The following is a 25715-nucleotide window of genomic DNA, read 5'->3' as shown; positions in this document are numbered from 1 at the left end:
CATAAAAATATAGTGTATCATTGGATCAGCCGCCACATTTGTGGCGGCTTGCTTCTTCTTATGCGTCAGAAGAAATAGTTTCTACTTCCTGTTGGGATAAACCTGAAAATTTTGCAATCTCTTCTATAGTAAATTTGTTCGATTGCAGCATCCTTCTGGCAGTTTCAATTGCAGCATGGTTTTGTCCTTCGGAAAATCCAGATTCACGACCTTCAGAAAATCCGGTTTCATGTCCGGATTTTTCACCATCAGAAAAACCGGCTTCATACTCAGCCTTTCGCAATTTCTTTTCTTCCAATTCTTTATCATATTCAAAGATACTCATACTGATAACCTCCGCACGATTTTTGGAAAGAAATTCTGCAAGAATCCCTTCCTTTATGCATTCGTCAACAGCACATTCTACAGCCTGATTCAGAGACATGTTGGCAGAATAGTGCCGTACTCTGGCGACATATTGCGCATATTCTTTCAAAGTGCTGCAATGCTGCATCAATTCAGCATTATGTCCTTCGTTTACATTTAATACAGTGACAGTCAATTCAAGCTTTGGTTTGCCTGACAGATTTTCAAATGCTGAAGAAAGCTTAAGTTCAGTGCAGTCGGATAATATCGTTGAACCATTATAAAACTCAATAAAATTCGGAGCAGGAATTTTTTGCAAAGTAGAAGAATAGAGAGATTTCTTATCCACGAGTTTCTGATATTCGTTACTGATATAGAATAAATCCCGAAGAGGGATATTTGGATTGTAGGTTGACTGGTGCTCGTACAGATATAAATTAGTATCAATGATAAATGCGAGGTCATTTTTCATACCCATGTAAATTGCATTTTCTAATGTGACGATTTCCAAGTCATCAGGATTTTTATAATCTCTCTGATTTACTGCGTTGTAGAGTGAAAGCAGGTTCTTACGGTTGGAAAATAACATCCGAAAAACGGTGTCTTTATAATTCCGGTTGGCTGCAGGAACTTTAACTGTGAAAGTTTTCTTTGTGTTTTGTAGTTTTCTTTTTCGTTTTGCCATAAATGATTCCTCCTGAGATCGGCGGGGCAGTTGGAAAACTGTCAAGGCAGGAGAAATCTATATTTCTGATATCCGTCTCCTGCTTTTAAATTAGTTAATGGGTAATTAAAAGCATAGATACGAATGAAGTACGGAGATTATCAGGGATAATCAGCCGTTTCCAGAATATAGATGGCAAATGCACCATAAAGATTTTGTAAAATATGCTTTTTGTCATTGTAACATGAGGGATATTTGCAGGCAAGCAGAACTTTATAACATTTGTCATCTTTTTTTGCATATTATATTTGATTTTCTTTTAAAAATCCTCCTTGACAACCATCTCCAAGCGTGTATAATAACCAATGCAGCCGAAAATGCAAATAATTTGCAAATGCACACAAAATGCAAAAACAAATAACTTGCAATTTGAACAAATCAAGATTAAAACAACCAAATGCGGGAGGCGTTTGCTATGATACACATTTTAGAACATACATTATCACACACGATCGAGGACAGCGTGAAGCTGCTTCCATTTCTGTTTTTCACTTATTTATTAATGGAATTGTTAGAGCACACGACAGGCGGAAAAGTACAGAACAAGATTAAAAATGCAGGGAAAGTCGGACCGCTGTGGGGTGGACTTCTTGGAATTATGCCGCAATGTGGTTTTTCAGCAGCAGCGGCCAGCCTTTATGCCGGACGTGTCATTACCGTGGGAACGCTGCTTGCCGTATTTTTGTCTACGTCGGATGAGATGCTTCCAATTTTTATTTCTGAAGCGGTTGCTCCGGCGACCATTTTTAAAATTCTTGGTGCAAAAGTCTGCATTGCGATCATTTCAGGATTTCTTGCAGAACTGGTTTATGTGAATGTTTTTAAAAAGAAAGAAAAAGATATGGACATCCATGTGGTATGCGAGGAAGAACACTGCAGTTGCGAGGATGGTGTCTTGAAGTCAGCGTTAAAACACACGTTCAAGATTTTTATATACATTCTGCTCATCACGTTTATGCTGACATTCGTGATCGAACTGATCGGCGAAGACCAGCTTGCGGTAGTATTTCAGGACATTCCGGTGGTGGGAGAGATGATCGCAGCACTTGTGGGACTGATCCCAAACTGCGCATCTTCGGTGGTAATCACGGAACTGTATCTGAGCGGAATTATCGGAGCAGGAGCAATGATGTCCGGTCTTCTGGTAAATGCAGGTGTCGGTCTGCTGGTTTTGTTCCGACTGAACCGCGACTGGAAACAGAATGTGGGAATCATGGCGGCACTCTATGGTTTTGGCGTGTTCTGGGGTGTTATCATTGAATTGCTGGGAATAGTATTTTAAAAATAAAAATGTAGAAAATGGCATTTGCCTGGAAAGAAAAGAGATGAAATAATGGCAGGGAATGGCTATACAACAACGAGCAGGAAAAAAATCCTGGAATATCTTATGGCGAACAGCGACCGCACGGTGACGGTGGCAGACATCGACCAATATCTGAAAAAAAATGATAACGAGGTGAACATCACAACCATTTACCGGTATCTGGACAAGCTTGCAAAAGAGGGCACGGTCATGAAATACGTGGCAGAGAAGGGGAGTCAGGCGGTGTACCAGTATGTGGAAATGGGGCATCACTGCGCGGAGCATCTCCATTTGAAATGTGTTTCCTGCGGATGCATCATACATCTGGAATGTGCGTTTATGGATGAGATCGCTGAGCATGTTTTAAAAGATCATGGATTTACACTGCAATGCAAAAATTCCATTATTTATGGTTTGTGCAGGGAGTGCAGGAAAAAACAGGACAGGGAATAATACTGCTATAGGATTTCCCTATAATCGGCTCATGGTTTTATGGATTAACACTTTTTCGATTGATTTGATATGATAATTCCAACAGCAGAACCTGAGAAAAACAGGCAGGCAAAAAGAATGAAAACATAGAAAAAGGATGGGAAAACACATGAGCACATTAAAAGAGAGAAAATTAAAATTTGAGACATTACAGTTACACGTTGGACAGGAAGAACCGGATCCGGTGACCGATGCAAGAGCGGTTCCGATTTACCAGACATCTTCCTACGTATTCCACAATTCAAAGCATGCAGCAGACCGTTTCGGTTTGCGTGACGCAGGAAATATTTATGGAAGACTGACCAATCCGACAGAGGATATTTTTGAACAGCGTATTGCAGCATTAGAGGGCGGCGTGGCAGCGCTTGCAGTCGGTTCCGGTGCAGCAGCCGTTACATACACGATTGAAAACCTTGCACAGGCAGGTGACCATATCGTATCTGCAAAAAATATTTACGGCGGCACTTATAATCTGCTGGCACATACATTAGTAGATTTTGGCGTTACGACCACGTTTGTTGATCCTTTTAACTTAGAGGAAGTAGAAGGCGCTATCAAGGACAACACAAAAGCAGTTTACATTGAGACACTCGGCAATCCAAACTCTGAAGTAGTGGATATCGAAGCACTCGCAGAGATTGCACACAAACATAAAATTCCACTTGTCATCGACAATACGTTCGGCACACCATATCTGATCCGTCCAATCGAGTACGGCGCAGATATCGTAGTTCATTCCGCAACCAAATTCATTGGTGGACACGGAACCACAATCGGTGGTGTCATCATTGACGGTGGAAAATTTGACTGGGCTGCATCCGGAAAATTCCCACAGCTCACGGAACAAAACCCAAGCTATCATGGTGTCAGCTTCGCAGCGGCAGCAGGACCGGCAGCATTCGTGACAAGAATCCGTGCTATTTTATTAAGGGATACCGGAGCAACACTTTCTCCAATCCATGCATTTATCTTTTTACAGGGCTTAGAGACATTATCCTTAAGAGTCGAGCGTCATGTGGAAAATGCATTAAAGGTTGTGGAGTTTTTAGAGAAACAGCCACTGGTTGAAAAAGTAAATCATCCATCCGTTTCCGAAGATCCGGAGCAGCAGAGATTATACAAAAAATATTTCCCGAACGGCGGCGGTTCCATTTTCACATTTGAAATCAAAGGCGATGACAAAAAAGCGCAGGAGTTTATCGATCATTTACAGTTATTCTCCTTACTTGCCAATGTAGCAGATGTAAAATCCCTTGTCATCCATCCGGCATCTACCACACATGCGGAATTAAATGAGGAGGAACAGGCAGAGCAGGGAATCAAGCCAAACACCATCCGTCTTTCCATCGGTACAGAAAATATCGACGATATTCTCTATGATCTGCAGGAAGCGTTTGACGCAGTAAAATAATATAGGCCATTTTGATAATTTATCATTCAGAAAGGATTGCGCACAGAAATGTGTTGCAGTCCTTTTTATCTTTTCATAGAAAAAAACATTGCAATATAGAAGCAATTCATATAGTATAAAATATGAAAATTAAAATTTTAGTTTATAAAAAAGATTTGGGAGGAAAAGAAAATGAATGCAAAACAACTGACCGCAGCAGAGACAATTGTGATGAAGTGTATCTGGGACGCAGACCATGAGATGTCACTGGCAGAGATCGTAAAGAATGCAAATGAGGGATACGGAAAGGAATGGAAGCCACAGACCGTATCGACTTATCTGGCAAAACTCTGCCTGAAAAATTATATCCAGATGAAACGAGCCGGAAGAACGATCACCTATGAAATACTCATCACGGAAGAGGACTACAAGAGTGAGCAGGCGAGGGAGTTTGTCGCATTCTGGAATAATGGTTCGCTGAAGCAGTTTATCACCGCTTTTTATAAGGATGAACCGGCTTCCAAAGACGAGATTGAGGAACTTCGGAATGCTATTGAGGAACTGGAAGAATAGTTTTAGGGTGAAAGAGGTTTATTCTTTTTGATAAAGAGCATATGACACATGAGGAAAACAAGATGAGATATAGAACGATTGTAAATGATAAAGTAGTATATGAAAGTTATTTTGCCTGTGTGTTTCACAGATAGCGTTTTATGGTGTAAGGAAAAAATGTCATAGGTGAAGTTACCAAAGTAAGATAGATCAGCAAACAGAAGGAGTGCAGAAAAAATGAAATTTAAAATAATTATAAATTATAAGTCGGTACGTGAATGTTATATGGCAATAAATCCGATGATTCGAAAAATTTTATATGGTTTTATCGGTACATCCTTAGCAATGTCAATTGTTTTTTATTGTTTTCATCAAATAGTTTTTTCAGCAGCATTTTTCTTGTTTATATTTGCGATTATTATTGAAAATCAATTCATTATGAGACATGACACCAAAATGATGATGGAAAAAATAGAAGACTTAGCACATACAAATGAACTTTGGGGAGAGATTGTATTTGATGAGTCTGCATTAAAAGTAATCCCATATGGAAATACGGAGTCTGAGTATTCTATGGAATATAGTAGGTTTAAAGATTTTTATATACTGAAACATTATTGTGTCTTCGGGGATAAAAGAAAAATCGAAAAGGGACTGACGCAGGAAACAATCATCATTGATAAAACAGTTTTAACAGAAGCAGATATGCATAATTTGACTTCCCTGATTCATGAGAAAATGCCACAGGTAAAAGTTCATGAGAAAGAAAGGAAAAACAATTGAAAAACATATATCGAACCAGAGCATTTGTGGAATTATTTTATAGAGTAAGGGATTTTCGCTACATGGCATTATACAGAGTTTTTGTCGTTGCCATACTATTTCTTTTTACATGTATGCTTCGAGTGAAATCCACTGAACTAATGATACAAAATATGTGTGTGGTTGTGGCAGCATTTATTGCGCCGACATGGTTGATTGTTCATAACTGCAGGATTGCGGCAATGCGTTTATGCAAAAAGTATAAGATGGAAAATGAATTTGGTAAAGTAAATTTTCTGCCTGATAGTGTAGAAATTAACGATTTTTATGTAGAAAGCAGGATTGTGGGGTATGAATCAATCAGTAACTATTACAAATTGAAACACTATTATTTTTCCTGATAATTACAAACGAAGTGATTCCCATTTTTGTCGATAAAAAATCATTAACGAATGAAGAAATGGAGAAATTAGAACTTCTGGTGCAACAGAAAATGCCACAGTTGAAGAATCAGACTGCAAAAACGATAAAACAGAGATTTGCTTTTTATAATCTTCATTCTCAAGGAGACTTGTATGGTATGTGAAACGCTGATAAATAAAAAATTAATGTACAGATTGTATGCTGCCAGCCGTTTGACGAAAATATGCGTGCTCTTATTATTGATTTTGGTTAAACAGATGTTAGATATGGCATCTATAGAGTCAAATAAGAGTTCTTCATTCTTTCTCATAGGATTGAGCATTTGGGCAATCGTGGAGATTGTGGTGTATTTCGTTGACCAGAGGAGAGAAGCAGTCTGCATTTTGAAACAATATGATGTAAAGCAGTTTCGTCAGGTGGTATCTTTTGAAAAAGAAGTGATCAGAGTGACAAACGTAATCAATGATACAAATTTTGAAATTCCTTATGGCGAGATCAAAAAATTACGAAAGAAAAAGTATCTTCTTATTTTTCAGACAAAGGACCAACATATTATTATTCTTGACAAATTGCAAATGTCAATTGCGCAGCAGGATGAACTGCTTCGGATCATTCACAAAAAAATGCCGTGGCTGCGAGCCAGAGGATTAGCATAGTTTCAGGTTGGGAAAAGGAGTGAGGAATAAAATGGAGTTTGAATGCACAATTAATCGAAAAAGCGCAAAGGAAATATATAAAAAGACCGGGAAGAACGTTGGTATAACAATTATAAAAATCATTTTCTGTTTTCTGGCGATATGTCTGTTTCTTTTTTTGCTGATAAAAGATATTGCGATGATCTTACTGTTGGCAGGTTCCTTGATAGCAACGGTGATATTTTTAATCATTTATTATCAAAGACAACTTAATATGATCTGTCCCAAAAAGAAAGACGGCAGTAGTGAATACCTCCAAAAAGTGGCATTTCTCGAAGATGAAATTGCGGTATCAGGAGATTTGAATAATATTGTTTGTAAGATTGCATACAAAAGAATCAAAAAATATTATTCCAGCCAGCATTATTATATTTTTAAAACCAGAGGCGGATTACTCTTTTGTGTAGAAAAAAGCAAAATTTCGCCAGCAGACAGAGAAAAACTTGCAGAACTTTTCAGAACAAAAATGCCACAGTTAAAAATACCGTGGGAGTTGCAGCAAAGTATATATGGACGTTAGAAAATAAAAAAATATTCTGAATTTACAGAAATAGTCTGAAGAGGTACTGATTGAAGTTGTCCGGGAAAAAATGTCACAGGTGAAGTTACCAAAATAACGGTCAGGATGTGTTGAAAATGGAATTAAAAAAAGAAGCAATTCGTATAGTATAAAATATAAAATGAAAAATTAAATTTTGGGTTTATAAAACAAAGATTTAGGAGAAAATGAATGCAAACGAGGAATATGGAAAAGAGTGAAAACAATCATCAGTTTAAAATAATTTTTAATTACAATATATTTGATAAGTATTTTTCAAAAATATTTCCATGGTATAAGGCAGTGTATGGGGCAATAGTGTTTGGCGTAGGGATTTTGACCGTAATTTTTGAGAGATATGGTCAAAAAGGACAGGCAATATTTATGCTTGGAGGTGGAGTTTTTCTGCTCATTTTCTGGTATGCAGAAAAAAGAAAGTCTGCAAAATGACGATAGAACGGTTTCAAGATCAATATGGAATCAGAGAAATCCATGGAAGCTGCATCTTTATGAATGAATATTTGTTATATCAAAGAGATTTCAAGCAGGAAAAGAAGATTTCATATGAGTCATTTCAAAAATTTTATGATTTGAAAGAGGTTTATCTTTTAAGGACAAAACTATATATGTCCATAAGCAAAGCGCAGGAACAGGCGGATCATTTAGGGTTTATCTTCATTGATAAAGAGCATATGACACATGAGGAAAGAGAAATATTTCTTGCGCTGATTCGGGAGAAGATGCCACAGATAAGAAACGGTAATAGATAATATTTGTAACTATAAAATTAAATAAAGAAGAACAGCCAATTATCATTGTGATGTGCAATCCCTGCTGTAACCATTTTACATAGGTTCCTGTTTCTCCTTTTTTTACTACCATAATTTTTCTCCTTTATGTGTGATATTTGATTTGCAAATCACTTATTAAGAAGCATATAGTTTGAGGAATAGAAACCAGAAAGGGAATTTTTTATTTGTAAGTATCAAGCTGTACCAATAATTGAAGATTCGCGTTTTCATATTCATTGAATACAGAGGAATCAAAAGTTTCCGAGTCGAATTCCGGTAAATACCAGAGCTGGCTCAAAAAATAAGCATTTAAGTCCTGATTTTTAAAAATGTATCCGTGTCTGGCATAGATTTCATTTTTTGCCAGATGAATGATTAACGGAGGGACATTGCTAAAGTCGGAAGCCTGATAATATCTTGTATCTGTAGCATAAATCGGGTAAATATTCATGGAAATATCCCGGACTTCCATTACATTTTCCATATATCGGACATACTCTGGGTAAAAGGAGCAGTAGTCGTGATAGGTGTTCCGTTTTTGGAGTTCTTCCAAAATCTGGCTTTCGTCCCAGTCATCGCTGTATTTCTGCAAAGATTGTTCCGGTAAATCGTTTTCTTCTGAAGAGGAGGCAGTTTCACTGGTTTCTGTTATCGCTTCATCCATTTGTTCTTCTGTTGATCCATAGTTGTTGTATTTTTCATAGTCAGATGTCTGGGTATCTGTCTCGGTGTCAGATGTTATATTTTCTGATAAAAGATCGTTTTTCGTATCAGCCGTATGACCGCAGGCAGCAATCAATATGCAGCATGGTAATAAGATGCAAACTAAAAATTTTTTTCTCATGGTTAATTTCTCCCTTAATTTAACGTATAGGTTGCTGTGCTTTATAGAAATTCTTTTTCATAAAGTTGTTAAAATACAGATGTTATCTTATCACATTTAGCTTTGGTCGTATATAGTTTTGAAAGAATAAAAAACTAAAAATATAGTTAATACTTTCTTGCATAAAAAAATAAAATACTGTAAACTGAAAATATAGTTTACAGATTTAAGCATCATACACATTATCTTTAGCATATAGGAATATTTGGTTAAGTGGAAGATTAGTAGATAGGGGGAAAGCAGTATGAACAGTAAAATCAAAGAATATTTTGAAAATAAAGAGAATCGTATCAAGTGCGGCATCACAGGCGGAACGATCGCGCTGGCAGTCGTTATTTTTACAGTGATGGTGTTCATGGAGAAAAATGAAACTCCAAATAATCCCACTGAAACCGTTTCACAGACGGAAAGTGACACACAGACAGAAGAAGCGGCAGGATATTCTTTCAACGCGGGCGATCTTTACGATATGCGGCTGGATGCACAGACAATCGAAGATTATTATATGAAATCCTGTGGGGATCAGTTCAATCTGTACACGATCGATGAGGATGGTGTGCTCTGGGGAAGTGGGCATAATGAGTATGCGCAGATTGGACTTGGGTATGCGGACGAGGAATTTCATGAAGAAAAAAAGTAAAATCGCGGAACACGTTGTGCATGTGGACTATTCCCAGAAAGATTTTGTTGTCTATCTGACGGAGGAAGGGAAACTTTATGGTCTTGGAAACGATTCTACCTATATGTTATTGCAGCATACAGAAATGCCAGTGGAAGATTTGGCATATCCGACAAAACGGTATGTCACCAGTCCGGCACTTTTGCTGGAAGATGTCAGTTATGCGCGGTGCGGACGTGATGATGTAGTTGCATTGAAAAAGGATGGTACAGTCTGGACATGGGGAATGATCTGGAATTATCAGAGTACGGGATATTGTATCACAATGCCACAGCAGATTCTGACAGATGTGAAGATGATCACAGGCGGATGGTTTAACCACGCCGCACTGAAGGAAGATGGAACACTCTGGACGTGGGGATACAACTTTAGTGGAAACTGCGGAACGGATAAAGCCACGATGATTGAAACACCGGTGCAGGTGGCAGAAGACGTGCAGCGCGTGTGGACAGGACTTTTGAATTATTCAGCCAAAGAGGATGATATTACCGATATGGAAGAATTCGGTAATGATTATGTGGATAATACGATCATTGAAAAAACAGACGGTACATTCTATGCATGTGGAATGGGTGTCGGCGACAAAAGTGTGGTATTGCCGCAATATTATGAAGTGTCGGAACTTGACACAGTCTGCTCATCAGAGTTTCTTCCGCTGGACTGGAATGAAGAAATGTTGAACAGGAAACAAAGAGAATACATCGAGCGAAAGGAGAGCCAGAGCGAGGAGGCTGTTCTTGCAAGAAAAAATGAAGCGTTATTGGAAGAGATAGACAAAAACTACGATATGGAGAAACTGAAACGCAAAGTTCCTCGTTTTTCGGAGGATGATAAGATCAATGAGACATATTATCATGCGATCAAAACACTGGATACAACGGGATTTCTGCCGGATGGGAGATACTGCTTTTATATAGAGCAGGACGGCAGAACAGATGTGGAACGTTTTCAGGAACAGAGGGCACAGCATTATAGTCCGGAAAGAGTTGCGGTGGCAGATGTGGATGGCGATGGTACGGCAGAATTACTATTTTTTATTGAAGGAACTTGTGTGAGAGATTCGGCAGAATATGTCTATCGGTATTCAGAAGAAAAAAATGCTTTTGAACTTGAATTTGAATATTCAGCGGGATGTAATTATTATCAGAACGGAGTGATTAGGGCAAAGCCGCTTTACTCAGGTTTTATATATCAGGATGATTTTTGGCCGTATAGTGTATTTCAGTATGATGAAAATAAAAACGAGTTTGTGCTTACAGCCAGTGTCGAGGAGATTCCAAAAGCCCCGGAAAATCCAGATAATTTTCCAGAGGAATATGATAAAGACGGCGATGGAAAAGTGTATATCATCAGTCAGGGTGAATCCGTTGCGTATATGGATGAAAAAGAATATCTTGCATGGGAAAAACAGGTTTTCTGGATGCCGGAGATGAAAATAGATTGGTGTGAATTAGGAAGCAATAAAGAGTTATTGGAAGAGATAGACAAAAATTATGATATGGAGAAACTGAAACGCAAAGTACCTCGTTTTTCGGAGGATGATAAGATCAATGAGGCATATTATAATGCAATCAAAACACTGGATACAACGGGATTTCTACCGGATGGGAGATACTGCTTCTGGTATTGTGATGAACCGGAGAATTATTTGGAAACAAAGGAAAAATTAGGCGGATTTGGCATTGCAGTATGTGATGTTGACGTTGATGGAAAAAAGGAAATGTTGATCGGATTGAGAAAAGAGTTGAGTGAGCCGTATGGTGTTTTGATTTACAGATATAACGAAGAACAAAGAAAATTTGAGGTAGAGAATGGTTTTTCTTCCAGAATTAATTTTTATAATAATGGATATGTGGAAGAATATTGGACAATGCCAAATTATGACCAGCCTGCTTTCACGATATATCAATACAATCCGGCATTAGATACTTTTGAAAAAATGTTTTGGATTAATGGGATAGAGGACGTGGGAATTGATGATTACTTCCCAACAGAACAGGATCTAGATGGAAATGGAAAAGGGTATATTATGAGCGTTGATGGCAAAGAAACATATGTGGATGATGCTGCCTATCAGAAAATGATGGAACAGTATATTGATTTGAATAAACGAATTGATGTGGAATGGGTGGATTTGTTTCAGATGGAGGACATGGTTAATTAATCATGTCCTCTGGGGGGGGTAAAGAATATTTACATATCAATAATTTTCATGCGTTGAAAAACAAGGCAGATTCTATTATGATGTGCAAAAAATATATCAATCACTTTTAGAAAAAATGCAACTCAATTCTGAAAAGTATTTGTCCATCTAAAAAAGATCTGTAAAGAAACGCCAGAACCGACATTTGCCGGAACTGGCACTTTTTTTATTTATGGACTTATTTTACAGTCCCTTTATGAGACTTTTATACATATTTTGTTGTCTAATATATGTAAGATAAAAAAAGAAGAAAAGCGACTGTCTTACATTCACTGCGCGCGTGGAGAAAAGCATTATGAAAAAACAAACAGATGATCTTGTGAAAAGAGCGAAAAGGCATGAGTCGGAAGCTTTCACAGAATTAATGCAGCTTTATATGACGGATATGTATAAGGTTGCGTATGCAATTTTGATGAATGATGAAGATGCCGCCGATGCAATCGGAGATATGATTCTGATATGCTGGGAAAAAATGAATCAATTAGTGAAGATACAGTATTTTAAAACATGGATGACAAGAATCCTCATCAACAAATGTTATGATATCAGAAAGAAAAATCAGAATCTTATTTGTTTGGATGAGTACGAGGAACCAGCAGCCTGCGATGAATATAATCTGGAATTAAAAGAGGCACTCGCAGCGTTAGATGAAAAATACCGGATTATTATGATTCTTTTTTACAGCGAGGGCTATCGTATCAGAGAAATTTCTGACATTTTAAAAATTCCTGAAAGTACTGTGAAAACACGTTTACAACGTGGACGGGAAAAGCTGGAAGTTTATTATAAGGAAAAATGAGGTGAGATTCATGTCAAAAAAAGTGAGTGAAATTTTAAATAGTGATATTCAAGTGCCAGAAATCGTTCAGAAAAAAGCAGATGCCGCCTTTTCACAGATTCAATCGGAAAGGGAAACTAATATGGGTAAGAAAAATTTAAAAGTAACAAAATTGTTTGTGGCAATGGCTGCCTGTGCAGCGTTTATTATTGTTGCGTCTACAACAAACAACTATCTCAACAGACCGCAGGAAGAAAAAGAAACAACAGTGGCTGAACATACGACAACAGAAAAAGAGAATATGTTTACCATGAAAGTAATGGCGGCACAGGCAGAAGTGACGGCACAGAAGCCTGTAGCAATCGCACAAAATGACAGGTTTGGTTATGCGATTAATGGGGACAGCGATATGAATACAGCAAGTTATAAAATTGATATGCCACTTTACTGCGAAGGTGAGAATATAGAAAGTGTAACTTACAGTATCAATAAAGGATATTTTGAAATAAGTGAAAATATTACCGATGATTTTCAGAGTGCTGTCGAGAGCGGAAAGCCATTGGATGAAAATAGCAATGGGTATCTCAATCCAATTTTTGATGATAATGGAGAAATTGTCATGCAGCAGGAAGTAAACGATTTTGTTGAATACACAGTTTCCTATGAAAATCAGCAGAAAGAAGGAGTGTGGGTAACCTTTTGTAATGATGAAATTCCGTTTTCAGATTTTGACAGTATTGTAGAACAAAAGAAAAAAACACAGGAGGAAGTGGCAGCAGCATATCAAAAACTTGTAGATGGAGTGGTTATTACCTGTACTGCAAATTATAAAGACGGCACAAAAAAAGGAGTAAAAATTAATGTTGGAGCTGCAGCGCTGACTTATGAAGAAATCGGAATGAACGTGGACGGAATGACTTTACAAGTAGAAGGAGAAGATAAAGTAGAGCTTCAGCCAACAGATAAAAGAGCAGTTTTTATGTTTGAATTGCAGCCATGACAGATAAAATCAGTATTCTGAGAAATCACTATTATTTTTTAACTGTGGAGCTGGTGGCTGGCGGATGTATTTGAGATTAAACAGTATTGAAAAAGATATATATTTATTTTATAATAAATAAAACTAAAAAAAATAATTTCAATATTATAAATGAGGCATGAATATGAAAAAAGGTATTAGAAGATATTTCATAATCTTGATTGTAATAATAGTATGTATTGTGACATTGGTGGACTGCACCAATACTCAGACGAGACAGGAAGAAAGAACATCTGCCAGTCATTTGATTATAAATTGGGAGAATGAAGTTCAGATTTTTGATGCAGATGCAATGGAAAATACTGGAATGGTTGAAAATATAGAGACGCTTGCCTGGATTGCACCACGAGGCGGAGCCGGGATTGACACAGTGGGTATTGAACAAATACAGTCACAGAATGAATACATTGTAGAAAGCAGTCAGTATCTGAATCAGGATAAAGAAATCATTAATACCGAAGGATTTGATACATGGGTAAGGGTTGTACAGGAGCAGGTGATGCCCACAAAAGAAACATCAGAGACAGGACATGGAGACTATCTGATCTATAAGCACGGAGATAATGGATATCTGGCAATACAGTCTGGCGAAGATCGCACAAAGTGGACAGTATGGGAATTACCGGGTTATGGGGAGTGGCTGGATAAGGAAGTAGCAATGTTTATAAGAATGGTAACTGGATTGTAAAAAATTAAAAAGAGTTTACAAAAATCAATAAATTTTCTTCTTAATTATTAGAATAATATTGGATAAGAAAGAAGAACATAGAAAATTCTTCTTATGCGTTGAAAAACAAAGCAGATTCTATTATGATAAAGGGGGAACATGATTGATAATATGGTAAACTTGCAATGATTTTATACAAGCAATATAATATTGATAATGAATTTAACTAATAATAGTATAGCTGAGTAATATAAAATTATTAAGGTGGAAGAATAGGAAGTAATATGAGACTAATTTTAGAAAATGTTGGAAAAGTGCAAGAAGCAGATATTAAGTTAGATGGAATAACGTTAATTGCTGGAGAAAACAACACAGGAAAAAGCACAGTAGGGAAAATGCTATTCTGCATTTTTGAATCTTTTTATAAAATAGAAAGGCAGATAAGTCAAGAACGGATTAATACAATAGGACGTCATATTGCCAATTTTTATCATGAAACCTTTAATCGTGCAGGAAGAAAGTATTCTGTACATGATCTCGCAGCGGAATTTGTGCACAATAAGGAGCAGTATGTTGGAGATTCCAGAATCATTAGAAAAGCAATTGAAAATTTTTTTGAAAATCGAGAAATAAATTTTGATGCAATTGCATATCAGGATACATTAGAGCAATTAGCAGACAAAATCTATTCTGTCCTATTTATTGAAGATACAGAAATACGCAGGGCAATTTTGCAAAGAACATTGGACTCTGAATTTGGAATGAAAATAGGATTTTTAAATAATGAGAGTAATTATTCAAAAATTCAGCTGGAAATAAGAAACAGCAAGATCGAATTTGAAGTGATCAATAATGAAAACATAAATATTATACAGGATATGAGTTTGAATAAGGAGATTATCTATATAGATGATCCATTTGTATTAGATGATTTACAAGATTTATTGCCATATCGGAGTGTTTATGGTTTGAATCATAGAGACAGTTTACTGGATAAGATTGTAAGGGTTAAGGATACAAGAGATTTTGGTGCTCTGGATGAAATCTTGGTAAATAAAAAACTTGAGCGAATTTTTGAAACAATGAATGGTATATGTGATGGAGATTTAACTGTATCGGAAGATGGAGGAAACTATAGTTATAGAACAAGTGAACTGAATGGTACACTTGAAATGTCTAATTTATCAACTGGAATAAAAAGTTTTATTATTTTAAAAACACTATTAAGAAATGGAAGTATTAATGATAATGGTGTAGTAATATTAGATGAACCAGAGATACACTTACATCCTGAGTGGCAATTAAAGTTTGCAGAAGTTATCGTATTGATTCAGAAAGAATTTGGTGTAAATATTTTGTTAAATACACATAGTCCTTATTTTTTAAATGCAATCGAGGTATATGTAAAAAAATATGGGATTGAAAAGAAATGTAAATTTTATCTGACAGATGACAATGAGGGAAGAACCAATATTAAGGATGTAACAGATCAGACAGAACTGATATATGAAAAGTTGGCTAGACCATTACAGGATTTGGAGAATTTGGAGTATAGCGATGGAAACACGATATGATAAATTTGAATTTTTTAAGAATAGTTTATCTTCATTAAAAGAGACATCTAAAGATTCAGACAGCAAAGAGATCAGTTATATGACAGAATCAGATTTGCAAGTGGTAAATTTTGATAAAGTAAAAGAAAAATATGCAAAAAAATTAGGAGTATCAGAGACACCATGTTCGAATGATGCTCTTTATTTATCAGAAGCAGGCAATTACTATTTTATTGAGTTTAAAAATGGAAAAATACAGAGTAATGTAATTTATAATGTATACAATAAAATATATGATAGTTTGTTGATATTTACAGATATAGTAGATGAGAGGGTTTCATTTTGTAGAAATAATGTAAATTTTATTTTAGTTTATAATGAAGAAAAGAATCCCAATAACACTGACGTAAAAGAGGATAAATCTCGAGTAGCAATTGGAAAGCATTTTATGAAAAAGGGTGGAAAGAGATTTGTGCGTTTCAACCTTGAAAAGTTTGAAAAGTTATATTTTCATGCTGTATATACATATACAGAATCCGAATTTGAACAGGAATTTGTACAAAAATATAGTATAAATGATTAGTGTCTGCTGAACAATAAGGTATTAACGCATCGGATTATGACGTGCAGAAAATATATCAATTACTTTTGAAAAAACACACAGGACAGCTTAACATAGGAGCTGTCCTGTGTGTTTTTTCAGATCTTAGATGAAAAACCTAAGAATATTAATACTTTTTTTAATATTTCCATGAAATCTTCCAATAAGAGAGTGAAACAGTTTTTCTCTCCACATTGCGGTGATTTTATGTCTGTGCCGGAGGAGTCTTTCTTCATCTGAGCGGTATCAGGTAAAGAACTGTTGCCGGATACATTGGCAGATCCGGCTGTAGAAGCAGTTTCGGAAACCAAACCAGCCACAGTATCTGTAGATGAACCATCAGTGTTTGTATTACCTGATGCCGGTGGTACAGGTGTGGATGCCGGTGGCACCGGAGCAGATGGCGCCGGGGCAGGATCTGAAATTACAGAAAAATCCGCCGTTGCCGTTCCGGTTGTTGATACAATGGCAATGCTGTGAGTTCCTTCGGAAAGACCGGCAAGGAAGGATGGAAGTAAAGTTATGATAGTACTTCCGGAGCGGGCAGTATAGTCTCTGTCCCTCACTAATTCAATATTATCTACCTTTACCCGAACAAAGGAATCAAAGGATGCATCTGAACGAAATACTGCACCGGAGTTATTGTCTGGATTTTTGCTCACTTCTGCTTTGTCACCTTCCAGCATGACCGGTGGATTACCAGGAGACACAGGCGGTATTTCCGGTTCCGGTTTTCCATCAGGTGGAGTGACTGGTAATTTATCAATGATCTCACCAGCTTCTACTATGGCGTTACAATCTGTACATACCAGATCACCGGTATATCCATTTTCCTCCTGTGTTGGCTCTTTAAAGCCCTGTCGCTGGAGATTCAAATGGCATGTTGGATCTATTTCTCCGTATTCCTTCCCACATTTTTCACAGACGGCTTTTTTCGTACAGGTCGCCTGTCCACCGGAATGGACATGTTGTTCCATTTCCCCTTCGATTTGAAAGGTAAGGACTTCCCCTTCTATAGCAGCGACAGTCACTTTGAGTTTGTCTGTAACCTGAAGCGAATCATTTAAGCCAAGGGCTGCATCAGATTTAGTGGATTGTGTACCGCCCATAACTTCCAGTGCCCAATTTCCCGGTTTTCCATTTAGATTGCTTGGAAAGCGGATGTCAGGTTGCGCAAGATAACAGACTAAACCGGATTTTATGTTCGATGTTTCTGAATTGGTCAGCTGCTTCTCTGACTTATCATATTTGCTGCCATCTGTTGAGAAGTTTCTGTATTCCAGATACAGTGTCCTGTTCAGTTCCGGAATGCCTGCTTTATATCCGATACAGTCGTCAGTACCGGTGGCTGTGCCGCTGAGCTTTACTTTGTATTCACCCGGTTCTGTGATCGTCTTTAGAGTACTGTCGTCTGTCCATCCCAGAGCCTCTTTTTCTTTGATCGAAAGTCCCTGTGGAACAGGTGAGATGGCATTTGCCATGGCAGACATGAAATAAACCGGCGTTTGACCTGACGAATTGTATAAATCCAGCAGACCAAATATATGCCCCATTTCATGGATCGGAGACTTCAATGAAACGATCGGTTTTTGATCATTGTTTGCCATATACAGAGTTGAGTAGTTATTTATGACCTGTACATAATATTGGCTTTGAAGCATCCTGCCATCGCCAAGATTGATCTCCACATAGTCTGCATAATCCTTATAGTTCCAAAGCGGATCAGAGCGGTTTATCACAATATTTTGTGTCGTGTTTTTATAGATAACTGTAATGGAATCGATCTTTCCATCCCGGTTTTTGTCAAGATCCTCATAACTGTATGTCTGGCTGCCATTGTAATTTGTAATGGGGTTTCCATCCTGGATCGCCTTGTTTATGGCATCAGACCAATCGGTGCGCAGCTCGTACATACGGTAGGCTTTTTCACCACTTGTTTTATAACCGATTGGATTATCTGCACTGTAACCGGCATAGTAACCGCGTTCATGTTTCAACTGCAGGGAACCGCCGTTATCAAACAGATAAAGACTATTCATGCGCAATTTGTCTGAGGACGCATTCCGGTAGTAATCGCCCACGGAATAATAGGCAGTGTTATAGGAATTGTCTATGATCTCCCGCACAGAGACACCTTGATAAATATCATTCACAAATTCATTCTCATCTGCAAATCTGGCAAATACGATTAAATTTGTAAAGTTTGAATCGGAAGTCTGTTCTGTATTCCCGGCAGCTGCGCCCTTTACGGACAGAGAGCTAAAACCGACATTTAGCAACAGACACATGGATATCAGCAATCCGAAAAATGTACATATTTTTTTCATACATATTCTCCTGTTTGTCGTTGAATGTTGCATAGGTTTTTATAGTTTCTGGAAAAAAGGCGTAGAGCCGTTTTTTATTTCTTAAAATTCGCTCTTTTTCTTAAAGTCGGATCCAAAATTCTCTTACGGATACGAAGGGATTTCGGAGTAACCTCCAATAATTCATCGACATCGATGAAGTCAAGCGCCTGCTCTAAGCTTAAAATCTTAGGCGGAACTAAAGTCAATGCTTCGTCAGCGGAAGAGGAACGTGTATTGGTAAGGTGTTTCTTCTTACAAACGTTCAATTCGATATCCTCGTTTCTGGAGCAGGAACCGATGACCATACCTGCATATACTTTTTCACCAGGTCCGATGAACAAAGTACCACGGTCCTGTGCAGAGAACAGACCGTAAGTGACAGATTCGCCGGATTCGAATGCGATCAGCGAACCAAGCTGACGGTAAGCAATATCTCCGCGGTAAGTATCATAGCCATTGAAAATGGTGTTGATAATACCATTACCTCTGGTATCGGTCATAAATTCGCCTCTGTAACCGATCAGACCGCGGGATGGGATATTGAACTCAAGTCTTGTATATCCGCCGGTCAGAGGTTTCATATTGATCATTTCACCTTTGCGCTGGCTTAACTTGTCGATAACAGCACCGGTATACTCATCCGGAACATCGACATAGGCAAGTTCCATAGGCTCTAATTTCTTGCCGTTTTCGTCTGTGTGATATAATACTTCTGCTTTACTTACGGCAAACTCATATCCCTCACGACGCATATTTTCAATCAATACAGATAAATGTAACTCACCGCGGCCGGATACTTTGTAGCTGTCCGGGGAATCGGTCTCCTCTACACGAAGGGAAACGTCTGTATTTAATTCGCGGAATAAACGGTCTCTTAAGTGGCGGGAAGTAATAAACTTTCCTTCCTGACCTGCCAATGGACTGTCATTTACGATGAAGTTCATGGAAAGAGTAGGCTCGGAAATCTTCTGGAATGGGATCGCAACCGGGTTCTCCACAGAACAGATCGTATCACCAATGTGAATATCAGCAATACCGGAAATAGCAACGATGGAACCAATATTTGCTTCTTCGACATCTACCTTATTTAATCCGTCAAATTCATATAATTTGCTGATGCGGACTTTTTTCTTCTTGTCAGGATCGTGATGGTTGACTACGACCGCTTCCTGATTTACTTTCAGGGAACCATTGTCGATCTTACCGATACCGATACGTCCAACGTATTCATTGTAATCAATGGTACTGATCAGTACCTGTGTCGGTGCTTCCGGATCACCTTCCGGAGCAGGAATGTAATCTAAAATGGTTTCAAATAATGGTGTCATATCTTTTTTGTTGTTTACAAGGTCGTGGATTTCACGAACGGCATAACCGTCTCTTGCGGAAGCAAAAAGGAATGGGCAGTCTAACTGCTCGTCAGAGGCATCCAGATCCATAAATAACTCTAATACTTCGTCCACAACTTCGTTTGGACGGGCTTCCGGGCGGTCTACTTTATTGACACAGACGATAACCGGGAGTTTTAAATCCAGAGCTTTCATCAAAACGAATTTGGTCTGAGGCATAACACCTTCAAATGCGTCAACGACAAGGATAACACCGTTTACCATTTTAAGGACACGCTCTACCTCGCCACCGAAATCGGCGTGGCCAGGAGTGTCGATGATGTTTATCTTTGTTCCTTTGTAAGTGATCGCTGTATTTTTGGAGAGGATTGTGATACCACGTTCCTTCTCAATATCGTTGGAGTCCATGACACGTTCAGCAACTTCCTGATTCTCACGGAATACACCACTCTGTTTTAAAAGTTCATCGACCAGTGTTGTTTTGCCATGGTCAACGTGGGCGATGATTGCTATGTTACGTACGTCTTCACGTTTCTGTTTCATAAAAAATCTCTCTTTCTTCTGTGCGGAAAAGAAATTATCTAGAAATAAATCCTGTCTTTTCCTATTAATATAGCTTATAAATTAACTCGAACCCATATATTCTATCACAATTTTATGAGAACGCAAGTAGGCAGCAATATTTTTTTTCAAAACAATATAAAAAACTTATCGACAAGTTACACGAAATTTTTTCTGGAAGGAAATGGTAAAACCATAGTTGTCAGGCAAATCACCGGTCGATTCCGGTGATAAGAGGAAGGGAGAAAAAATTCATGGCAGATAAAATTTTTGAAAATAACCAGGTGTCAATTGTGGGAGAGATTGTTTCTGATTTCAGATTCAGCCACGAAGTGTATGGAGAGGGCTTTTATGTGGTAGATGTCGCAGTCAACCGGCTGAGCAATTTTATGGATTACATACCACTGATGATCTCAGAACGGCTCATTGACGTGAATGAGGACTATATTGGTCAGACCATATATGTTATGGGACAGTTCCGGTCATTTAACCGGCACGAGGAAAAAAAGAACCGTCTTGTTTTATCCGTTTTTGTAAGGGAACTGGAATTGTTAGATGAGATCGACGAGGATATGAAGACGAACCAGATTTTTCTGGATGGCTACATCTGTAAAGATCCGATTTACCGGAAAACACCGCTTGGAAGAGAGATTGCAGACCTTTTGATCGCGGTGAACCGTTCTTATGGAAAATCAGATTATATTCCATGCATCTGCTGGGGAAGAAATGCAAGGTTTGCATCCGGGTTTGAAGTCGGAGGGCATGTTCAGGTATGGGGACGTATCCAGAGCAGGGAGTATGTGAAAAAACTGAGCGAGACAGAGACAGAAAAGCGCGTGGCATATGAGGTTTCTGTGAGCAAAGTGGAATTTATCGAAGACGAAGAGTAGATGTTAACAGGGAAATTATTCCTGAGAGTAGATATTGACAGGGAAATCGTGCATTGACAATGGAATAAGATGGTGTTATGATTTACGCAATGAAAATATTGCTTGGTAGAGGTCGCGTGCTTTATGAGTCGCTTTTTGGATGTATCAGGAACAGTTGATAAGAAGCAAAAGGAAAGTACGCCGAAAGGGTATGCAGCCTGAAGGCATATTACTTGGGCATAAAGTGAAGAACTTTATGACTGTCATCTGAATGGAGATCATTTGAGATGGGGAGCTATCAGATTCTAGGCAGATTTGCAAAGATGCAGAATGCGTATAATATTAGAATTTTGAGACCGGCTCGTCAGCCGGTCTTTTTTTACTTTACTGTAGCAACATTTTTAACAAAAAAAAATGCAGTGCGTATAATGACGATAGGAGGAGAATGCAATGTCTATTTTTAAAGGAGCAGGTGTAGCGATCGTCACACCGATGAAAGAAAACGAAGAAGTCAATTACGAAAAGTTACAGGAACTGATCGAATGGCAGATCGACCAGGGAACAGATGCGATCATCATTGCAGGAACGACAGGAGAGAGTTCCACACTGACCATGGAAGAGCACAGTAAAGTGATCAAAGCAGCAGTAGAATTTGCAAAACACCGTGTACCGGTTGTGGCTGGTTCCGGTTCGAACTGCACAAGAGAAGCTATTTATCTGACACAGGAAGCAGAGGAAGCAGGAGCGGACGGAATCCTTGCAGTGACACCTTATTATAATAAATGTACACAGGGCGGTCTGGTACGTTATTATTCTGAAATTGCAGAGTGTACAAAGTTACCGATCATCATGTATAATGTACCTGGAAGAACCGGATGCAATATTCTTCCGGAGACAGCAGCAAAGATTTTTAAGGAAGTTGAAAATGTAGTAGCAATCAAAGAGGCGACAGGAAGTGTTGCACAAGCATCACAGTTAATGTATCTGACCGATGGCAGGATCGACCTTTATTCCGGCGAGGATGGAATCGTAGTTCCGCTTATGGCGATCGGCGCAATCGGAGTGATCTCTGTATGGTCAAATGTTGCACCTGCCAAAGTACATGGCATGTGCCAGAGTTTCTTCAACGGAGACTTACAGACCGCAATGAAGATACAGAGAGAGGCACAGCCGCTTGTCAGTGCATTATTCTCAGAGGTCAACCCGATTCCGGTGAAGAAAGCTTTAAACCTCATGGGAAGAGAAGTTGGAACACTTCGTTCTCCTTTGACGGAGATGACCGATGCAAATGCAGCTGTTTTGGCAGATGCAATGAAAGCATATGGCATTTTAGATTAAAAGGAAGAGACTGTCGTATCCGGGTGCGGCAGTCTTTTTGGATTTATTGATAAATTATATCCAAAGATAAAATTCGAAAGGTGGATTTTTAAGTATGACAAAAGTAATTATGCATGGATGCAATGGAAAAATGGGACAGACGATCACGGCGATGTGCAAGGATGATCCGGAAATTGAGATCGTGGCAGGCATAGATCTGTATGACGGGATCAAAAATGATTATCCGGTATTTCCGAATATCTCCGTCTGCGACGTGAAGGCAGATGCAGTGATTGATTTCTCAAATGCAAAGGCAGTGGACGATCTGCTCATCTACTGTGAGGAAAAACAGGTGCCGGTTGTATTGTGCACGACCGGTTTGTCCGAGGAACAACTCGCAAAAGTAAAACAGGTCAGCGGACATGTGGCAGTTTTAAAATCAGCCAATATGTCACTCGGCATCAATATGCTGATGGAACTTTTGAAAAAGGCGGCTTTAACGCTCGCACCGGCAGGTTTCGATATGGAGATCGTGGAGAAACACCACAATCAGAAATTGGATGCACCGAGCGGAACGGCTCTCGCTCTGGCAGACTCCATGAATGAGGCGCTGAATGAGAAGTATGCCTATGTTTATGACAGAAGCCGGGAGAGAAAGAAGAGAGAAAAATACGAGATCGGAATTTCCGCAGTGCGCGGTGGAAATATCGTGGGAGAGCATGAAGTGATCTTTGCAGGACAGGACGAAGTGATCGAATTTAAGCACACGGCATATTCCAAGGCAGTTTTTGCCAAGGGAGCAGTGCAGGCGGCAAAATTTCTTGCAGGAAAGCCGGCAGGATTTTATGATATGAGCGATGTCATTCAGGCGCAATGATGAATGAAGTATAAATCAGTACACAGAATAAAAACAGGATGGTGACGGATGGAACAGACCGATTTACGTTATTTAAAAAGTCTTGCAAAGCAGTATCCGACCGTGGCGGCGGCCGCCACAGAGATTATCAATTTACAGGCGATTTTAAGCCTGCCGAAGGGAACCGAACATTTTATCACGGATATCCATGGCGAATATGACCAGTTTCAACACGTATTAAAGAACGGTTCCGGAGCGATCAAGAGAAAGATCGAGGACGAGTTCGGGAATGCCATCAGTCAGGCAGAAAAGAAATCGATCGCCACACTGATCTATTACCCGGAACAGAAGATGGAGCAGGTGATAAAGACCGAGGAGAACATGGAGGACTGGTACAGGGTCACATTGTACCGCCTGATCAGGATCTGCAAAGGAGCGTCTTCTAAGTACACCCGTTCCAAGGTGCGCAAGGCGCTTCCGAAAGATTTTGCCTATGTGATTGAGGAACTTCTGACCGGAAGACCGGATGTATCCGATCAGGAGGCATATTATAATGAAATCATCCATTCAGTGATCCGGACAGGCAGGGCAGCAGAACTTGTGGTGGCATTCTGTAACCTTATCCGCAGACTTGTAGTGGATCATCTGCATGTTGTCGGCGATATTTTTGACAGAGGACCGTATCCAAACCTTATTATGGATACGTTAATGTCACATCATTCCGTGGATATCCAGTGGGGAAACCATGATATCTCGTGGATGGGGGCAGCAGCGGGCAATCAGGCGCTGATCTGCAACGTGATCCGCATCTCCGCAAAATACGGCAATCTGAATCTGCTGGAGGATGGATATGGAATCAATCTGGTGCCGCTTGCGAGACTGGCAATGAACCGTTATGACAAAGATCCATGCAGCTGTTTTAAGCTGGATTACCGGGAAGAGGAATATGATGTCCGGGATGCAATGCTCGATGAGAAAATGCACAAGGCGATCGCCATCATGCAGTTTAAGCTGGAAGGACAGATGATCGTGGGACACCCGGAATTTGGAATGGAGAACCGTTTGCTGCTCGATAAGATAGACCCCGCAGCCGGTACAGTCCTGATCGAAGGGAAGAAATATCCGCTCCGGGATCTGAATTTTCCAACCATTGACTGGGAACATCCGTATGAACTTTCGGTGGATGAGGCAGATGTGATGGAACGTCTGACTGCCGCATTTTTAAATTGTGAGAAATTACAGAGACAGGTGCGTTTTCTTTTTACCAAGGGAAGCCTGTATCATGTATACAATGGAAATCTTCTGTATCACGGCTGTGTGCCGCTGAATGAGGATGGCTCTTTTACCAAAGTCAATATTTACGGCACGGAATATGCCGGAAAAGCGTTGTACGATGTGTTAGAAAGCTACGCCAGAAAAGGTTATTACGCCATTGACCCGGAAGAGAAGAAAAAGGGATCAGACATTCTCTGGTTTATCTGGGAAAATAAAAATTCACCGGTGTTTGGCAAAGATAAGATGACAACGTTCGAGCGGTATTTTGTGGCAGAGAAAGCGACACATGTGGAACCGAAAAATCCGTATTACCGGCTGCTGGAAAAAGAAGAGATCGTAAATGCGATCCTCGCAGAGTTCGGACTGTCCGGCCAGGAGGCGCATATTGTCAATGGACATATCCCGATCGAGGCAAAAAAAGGAGAGTCCCCGGTGAAGTGCGGGGGCAAGCTTCTCATCATAGATGGCGGCTTTTCCAAGGTTTATCAGCCAAAGACCGGAATTGCCGGGTACACATTGATCTACAATTCATATGGACTTGTGCTGGCGGCACATGAGCCTTTTGAATCCGTGGAAAAAGCAGTTTCGGATGGGAATGATATTGTATCACATACGATTCTGGTGCAGCATGTTGTGAGACGGAAAACGGTTGCAGATACAGATAATGGAAAAGTGATGCGGGAAAATATCCGTGATCTTGAAAATTTACTTCAGGCATATCG

The 25715-nt window shown here is 39.1% G+C and carries 25 protein-coding genes and 1 riboswitch; of the genes, 20 read left to right on the top strand and 5 right to left on the bottom strand.

The window, feature by feature from the left end; all coding sequences use genetic code 11:
• Positions 1–58: 58 nt before the first annotated feature.
• Positions 59–1030: an RpnC/YadD family protein gene (locus ROSEINA2194_RS01495; RefSeq protein ID WP_007882523.1), complete on the bottom strand. Its 972-nt coding sequence runs from the start codon at positions 1028–1030 to the stop codon at positions 59–61.
• Between the two features lie 454 nt (positions 1031–1484).
• Between ROSEINA2194_RS01495 and ROSEINA2194_RS01485 the strand changes: the two genes are divergently transcribed.
• From ROSEINA2194_RS01485 to ROSEINA2194_RS01445, 9 genes are all read left to right on the top strand, one after another.
• Positions 1485–2351, top strand: a complete 867-nt coding sequence (locus tag ROSEINA2194_RS01485) for a putative manganese transporter (RefSeq protein WP_081453853.1) — start codon at positions 1485–1487, stop codon at positions 2349–2351.
• A 51-nt stretch (positions 2352–2402) separates the two neighbouring features.
• A complete protein-coding gene (locus tag ROSEINA2194_RS01480; RefSeq protein ID WP_007882520.1) occupies positions 2403–2825 on the top strand; it encodes a Fur family transcriptional regulator in 423 nt (140 codons plus the stop codon).
• 148 nt (positions 2826–2973) lie between these two features.
• Positions 2974–4275 carry an O-acetylhomoserine aminocarboxypropyltransferase/cysteine synthase family protein gene (locus ROSEINA2194_RS01475; RefSeq protein WP_044926850.1) on the top strand — a complete coding sequence of 434 codons (1302 nt, stop codon included), beginning with the start codon at positions 2974–2976 and terminating at the stop codon, positions 4273–4275.
• A gap of 171 nt (positions 4276–4446) precedes the next feature.
• Entirely contained in the window at positions 4447–4827 is a 381-nt protein-coding gene (locus tag ROSEINA2194_RS19510; protein ID WP_007882518.1) for a BlaI/MecI/CopY family transcriptional regulator, read from the top strand.
• Positions 4828–5043: 216 nt separating this feature from the next.
• Positions 5044–5589, top strand: a complete 546-nt coding sequence (locus ROSEINA2194_RS01465; RefSeq protein WP_007882517.1) for a hypothetical protein — start codon at positions 5044–5046, stop codon at positions 5587–5589.
• 62 nt (positions 5590–5651) lie between these two features.
• Positions 5652–5969 (top strand): hypothetical protein, encoded by a 318-nt coding sequence (locus ROSEINA2194_RS01460; protein ID WP_007882516.1) that lies wholly within the window; start codon positions 5652–5654, stop codon positions 5967–5969.
• A 174-nt stretch (positions 5970–6143) separates the two neighbouring features.
• Entirely contained in the window at positions 6144–6647 is a 504-nt protein-coding gene (locus tag ROSEINA2194_RS01455; RefSeq protein ID WP_007882510.1) for a YcxB family protein, read from the top strand.
• Positions 6648–6849: 202 nt separating this feature from the next.
• Positions 6850–7206: a YcxB family protein gene (locus ROSEINA2194_RS01450; RefSeq protein ID WP_147336007.1), complete on the top strand. Its 357-nt coding sequence runs from the start codon at positions 6850–6852 to the stop codon at positions 7204–7206.
• A gap of 225 nt (positions 7207–7431) precedes the next feature.
• A complete protein-coding gene (locus tag ROSEINA2194_RS01445) occupies positions 7432–7674 on the top strand; it encodes a hypothetical protein (RefSeq protein ID WP_172727030.1) in 243 nt (80 codons plus the stop codon).
• Positions 7675–7899: 225 nt separating this feature from the next.
• On the opposite strand, the gene ROSEINA2194_RS20795 is transcribed toward ROSEINA2194_RS01445, so the two are convergent.
• Together ROSEINA2194_RS20795 and ROSEINA2194_RS01435 are read right to left on the bottom strand one after the other, a co-directional pair.
• Positions 7900–8106 (bottom strand): hypothetical protein, encoded by a 207-nt coding sequence (locus ROSEINA2194_RS20795; RefSeq protein WP_021922791.1) that lies wholly within the window; start codon positions 8104–8106, stop codon positions 7900–7902.
• A gap of 90 nt (positions 8107–8196) precedes the next feature.
• Positions 8197–8859, bottom strand: a complete 663-nt coding sequence (locus ROSEINA2194_RS01435) for a YARHG domain-containing protein (protein WP_007882502.1) — start codon at positions 8857–8859, stop codon at positions 8197–8199.
• 283 nt (positions 8860–9142) lie between these two features.
• Here ROSEINA2194_RS01435 and ROSEINA2194_RS01430 point away from each other — a divergent pair, with 283 nt between their 5' ends.
• The 7 genes from ROSEINA2194_RS01430 (at position 9143) to ROSEINA2194_RS01400 (ending at position 16400) form a co-directional block, all read left to right on the top strand.
• Complete coding sequence (locus tag ROSEINA2194_RS01430) at positions 9143–9538, top strand: hypothetical protein (protein WP_007882500.1); 396 nt, start codon at positions 9143–9145, stop codon at positions 9536–9538.
• The gene (locus tag ROSEINA2194_RS01425) at positions 9522–11741 is read left to right on the top strand and encodes an RCC1 domain-containing protein (protein ID WP_007882498.1); all 2220 of its coding nucleotides are present in this window, start codon (positions 9522–9524) and stop codon (positions 11739–11741) included. The genes ROSEINA2194_RS01430 and ROSEINA2194_RS01425 overlap by 17 nt, the downstream gene beginning before the upstream one ends.
• 334 nt (positions 11742–12075) lie before the next feature.
• Complete coding sequence (locus ROSEINA2194_RS01420; RefSeq protein WP_007882496.1) at positions 12076–12579, top strand: RNA polymerase sigma factor; 504 nt, start codon at positions 12076–12078, stop codon at positions 12577–12579.
• A gap of 10 nt (positions 12580–12589) precedes the next feature.
• Positions 12590–13558: a hypothetical protein gene (locus tag ROSEINA2194_RS01415; RefSeq protein WP_007882494.1), complete on the top strand. Its 969-nt coding sequence runs from the start codon at positions 12590–12592 to the stop codon at positions 13556–13558.
• A gap of 163 nt (positions 13559–13721) precedes the next feature.
• Entirely contained in the window at positions 13722–14285 is a 564-nt protein-coding gene (locus tag ROSEINA2194_RS01410) for a hypothetical protein (protein WP_021922633.1), read from the top strand.
• A 263-nt stretch (positions 14286–14548) separates the two neighbouring features.
• On the top strand, positions 14549–15838 hold the full coding sequence (locus ROSEINA2194_RS01405) for an AAA family ATPase (protein WP_007882489.1): 1290 nt from the start codon (positions 14549–14551) through the stop codon (positions 15836–15838).
• Positions 15822–16400, top strand: a complete 579-nt coding sequence (locus ROSEINA2194_RS01400; protein WP_007882488.1) for a hypothetical protein — start codon at positions 15822–15824, stop codon at positions 16398–16400. Before ROSEINA2194_RS01405 ends, ROSEINA2194_RS01400 begins: the two co-directional genes overlap by 17 nt.
• Positions 16401–16516: 116 nt before the next feature.
• On the opposite strand, the gene ROSEINA2194_RS01395 is transcribed toward ROSEINA2194_RS01400, so the two are convergent.
• Both ROSEINA2194_RS01395 and typA read right to left on the bottom strand, forming a co-directional pair.
• Positions 16517–18745, bottom strand: a complete 2229-nt coding sequence (locus ROSEINA2194_RS01395; protein WP_007882487.1) for a metallopeptidase domain-containing protein — start codon at positions 18743–18745, stop codon at positions 16517–16519.
• 74 nt (positions 18746–18819) lie between these two features.
• On the bottom strand, positions 18820–20658 hold the full coding sequence (typA, locus tag ROSEINA2194_RS01390) for a translational GTPase TypA (protein ID WP_007882486.1): 1839 nt from the start codon (positions 20656–20658) through the stop codon (positions 18820–18822).
• 272 nt (positions 20659–20930) lie between these two features.
• On the opposite strand from typA, the gene ROSEINA2194_RS01385 reads away from it, so the two are divergent.
• The 4 genes from ROSEINA2194_RS01385 to ROSEINA2194_RS01370 all read left to right on the top strand — a co-directional run.
• Entirely contained in the window at positions 20931–21566 is a 636-nt protein-coding gene (locus tag ROSEINA2194_RS01385) for a single-stranded DNA-binding protein (RefSeq protein ID WP_021923318.1), read from the top strand.
• Positions 21567–21664: 98 nt separating this feature from the next.
• A riboswitch (Lysine riboswitch) is annotated at positions 21665–21851 on the top strand.
• A 144-nt stretch (positions 21852–21995) separates the two neighbouring features.
• Entirely contained in the window at positions 21996–22883 is an 888-nt protein-coding gene (gene dapA / locus ROSEINA2194_RS01380) for a 4-hydroxy-tetrahydrodipicolinate synthase (RefSeq protein ID WP_007882482.1), read from the top strand.
• Positions 22884–22977: 94 nt separating this feature from the next.
• Entirely contained in the window at positions 22978–23739 is a 762-nt protein-coding gene (gene dapB / locus ROSEINA2194_RS01375; protein ID WP_007882481.1) for a 4-hydroxy-tetrahydrodipicolinate reductase, read from the top strand.
• Between the two features lie 48 nt (positions 23740–23787).
• On the top strand, positions 23788–25715 hold a 1928-nt coding region (locus tag ROSEINA2194_RS01370; protein WP_007882480.1), incomplete at its 3' end, for a fructose-1,6-bisphosphatase.

This window comes from Roseburia inulinivorans DSM 16841 (assembly GCF_000174195.1).
In the GTDB taxonomy this organism is placed as follows: Bacteria; Bacillota; Clostridia; order Lachnospirales; family Lachnospiraceae; genus Roseburia; species Roseburia inulinivorans.
The sequence above is the reverse complement of the archived record's forward strand: the minus strand, read 5'-3'. Positions and strand labels throughout refer to the sequence as shown.

What these genes read in the sequence shown, in the direction of transcription:
- ROSEINA2194_RS01430 (WP_007882500.1), top strand. Translation starts at nt 9,143, where the DNA reads ATGAACAGTAAAATCAAAGAATATTTTGAAAATAAAGAGAATCGTATC.
- ROSEINA2194_RS01465 (WP_007882517.1), top strand. Translation starts at nt 5,044, where the DNA reads ATGAAATTTAAAATAATTATAAATTATAAGTCGGTACGTGAATGTTAT.
- ROSEINA2194_RS01420 (WP_007882496.1), top strand. Translation starts at nt 12,076, where the DNA reads ATGAAAAAACAAACAGATGATCTTGTGAAAAGAGCGAAAAGGCATGAG.
- ROSEINA2194_RS01480 (WP_007882520.1), top strand. Translation starts at nt 2,403, where the DNA reads ATGGCAGGGAATGGCTATACAACAACGAGCAGGAAAAAAATCCTGGAA.
- ROSEINA2194_RS01475 (WP_044926850.1), top strand. Translation starts at nt 2,974, where the DNA reads ATGAGCACATTAAAAGAGAGAAAATTAAAATTTGAGACATTACAGTTA.
- typA (WP_007882486.1), bottom strand. Translation starts at nt 20,658, where the DNA reads ATGAAACAGAAACGTGAAGACGTACGTAACATAGCAATCATCGCCCAC.
- ROSEINA2194_RS01495 (WP_007882523.1), bottom strand. Translation starts at nt 1,030, where the DNA reads ATGGCAAAACGAAAAAGAAAACTACAAAACACAAAGAAAACTTTCACA.
- ROSEINA2194_RS01410 (WP_021922633.1), top strand. Translation starts at nt 13,722, where the DNA reads ATGAAAAAAGGTATTAGAAGATATTTCATAATCTTGATTGTAATAATA.
- ROSEINA2194_RS20795 (WP_021922791.1), bottom strand. Translation starts at nt 8,106, where the DNA reads ATGGTAGTAAAAAAAGGAGAAACAGGAACCTATGTAAAATGGTTACAG.
- ROSEINA2194_RS01385 (WP_021923318.1), top strand. Translation starts at nt 20,931, where the DNA reads ATGGCAGATAAAATTTTTGAAAATAACCAGGTGTCAATTGTGGGAGAG.
- ROSEINA2194_RS01435 (WP_007882502.1), bottom strand. Translation starts at nt 8,859, where the DNA reads ATGAGAAAAAAATTTTTAGTTTGCATCTTATTACCATGCTGCATATTG.
- ROSEINA2194_RS01405 (WP_007882489.1), top strand. Translation starts at nt 14,549, where the DNA reads ATGAGACTAATTTTAGAAAATGTTGGAAAAGTGCAAGAAGCAGATATT.
- ROSEINA2194_RS01455 (WP_007882510.1), top strand. Translation starts at nt 6,144, where the DNA reads ATGGTATGTGAAACGCTGATAAATAAAAAATTAATGTACAGATTGTAT.
- ROSEINA2194_RS01485 (WP_081453853.1), top strand. Translation starts at nt 1,485, where the DNA reads ATGATACACATTTTAGAACATACATTATCACACACGATCGAGGACAGC.
- dapA (WP_007882482.1), top strand. Translation starts at nt 21,996, where the DNA reads ATGTCTATTTTTAAAGGAGCAGGTGTAGCGATCGTCACACCGATGAAA.
- ROSEINA2194_RS01395 (WP_007882487.1), bottom strand. Translation starts at nt 18,745, where the DNA reads ATGAAAAAAATATGTACATTTTTCGGATTGCTGATATCCATGTGTCTG.
- dapB (WP_007882481.1), top strand. Translation starts at nt 22,978, where the DNA reads ATGACAAAAGTAATTATGCATGGATGCAATGGAAAAATGGGACAGACG.
- ROSEINA2194_RS19510 (WP_007882518.1), top strand. Translation starts at nt 4,447, where the DNA reads ATGAATGCAAAACAACTGACCGCAGCAGAGACAATTGTGATGAAGTGT.
- ROSEINA2194_RS01415 (WP_007882494.1), top strand. Translation starts at nt 12,590, where the DNA reads ATGTCAAAAAAAGTGAGTGAAATTTTAAATAGTGATATTCAAGTGCCA.
- ROSEINA2194_RS01445 (WP_172727030.1), top strand. Translation starts at nt 7,432, where the DNA reads ATGGAAAAGAGTGAAAACAATCATCAGTTTAAAATAATTTTTAATTAC.
- ROSEINA2194_RS01400 (WP_007882488.1), top strand. Translation starts at nt 15,822, where the DNA reads ATGGAAACACGATATGATAAATTTGAATTTTTTAAGAATAGTTTATCT.
- ROSEINA2194_RS01460 (WP_007882516.1), top strand. Translation starts at nt 5,652, where the DNA reads ATGGCATTATACAGAGTTTTTGTCGTTGCCATACTATTTCTTTTTACA.
- ROSEINA2194_RS01425 (WP_007882498.1), top strand. Translation starts at nt 9,522, where the DNA reads ATGAAGAAAAAAAGTAAAATCGCGGAACACGTTGTGCATGTGGACTAT.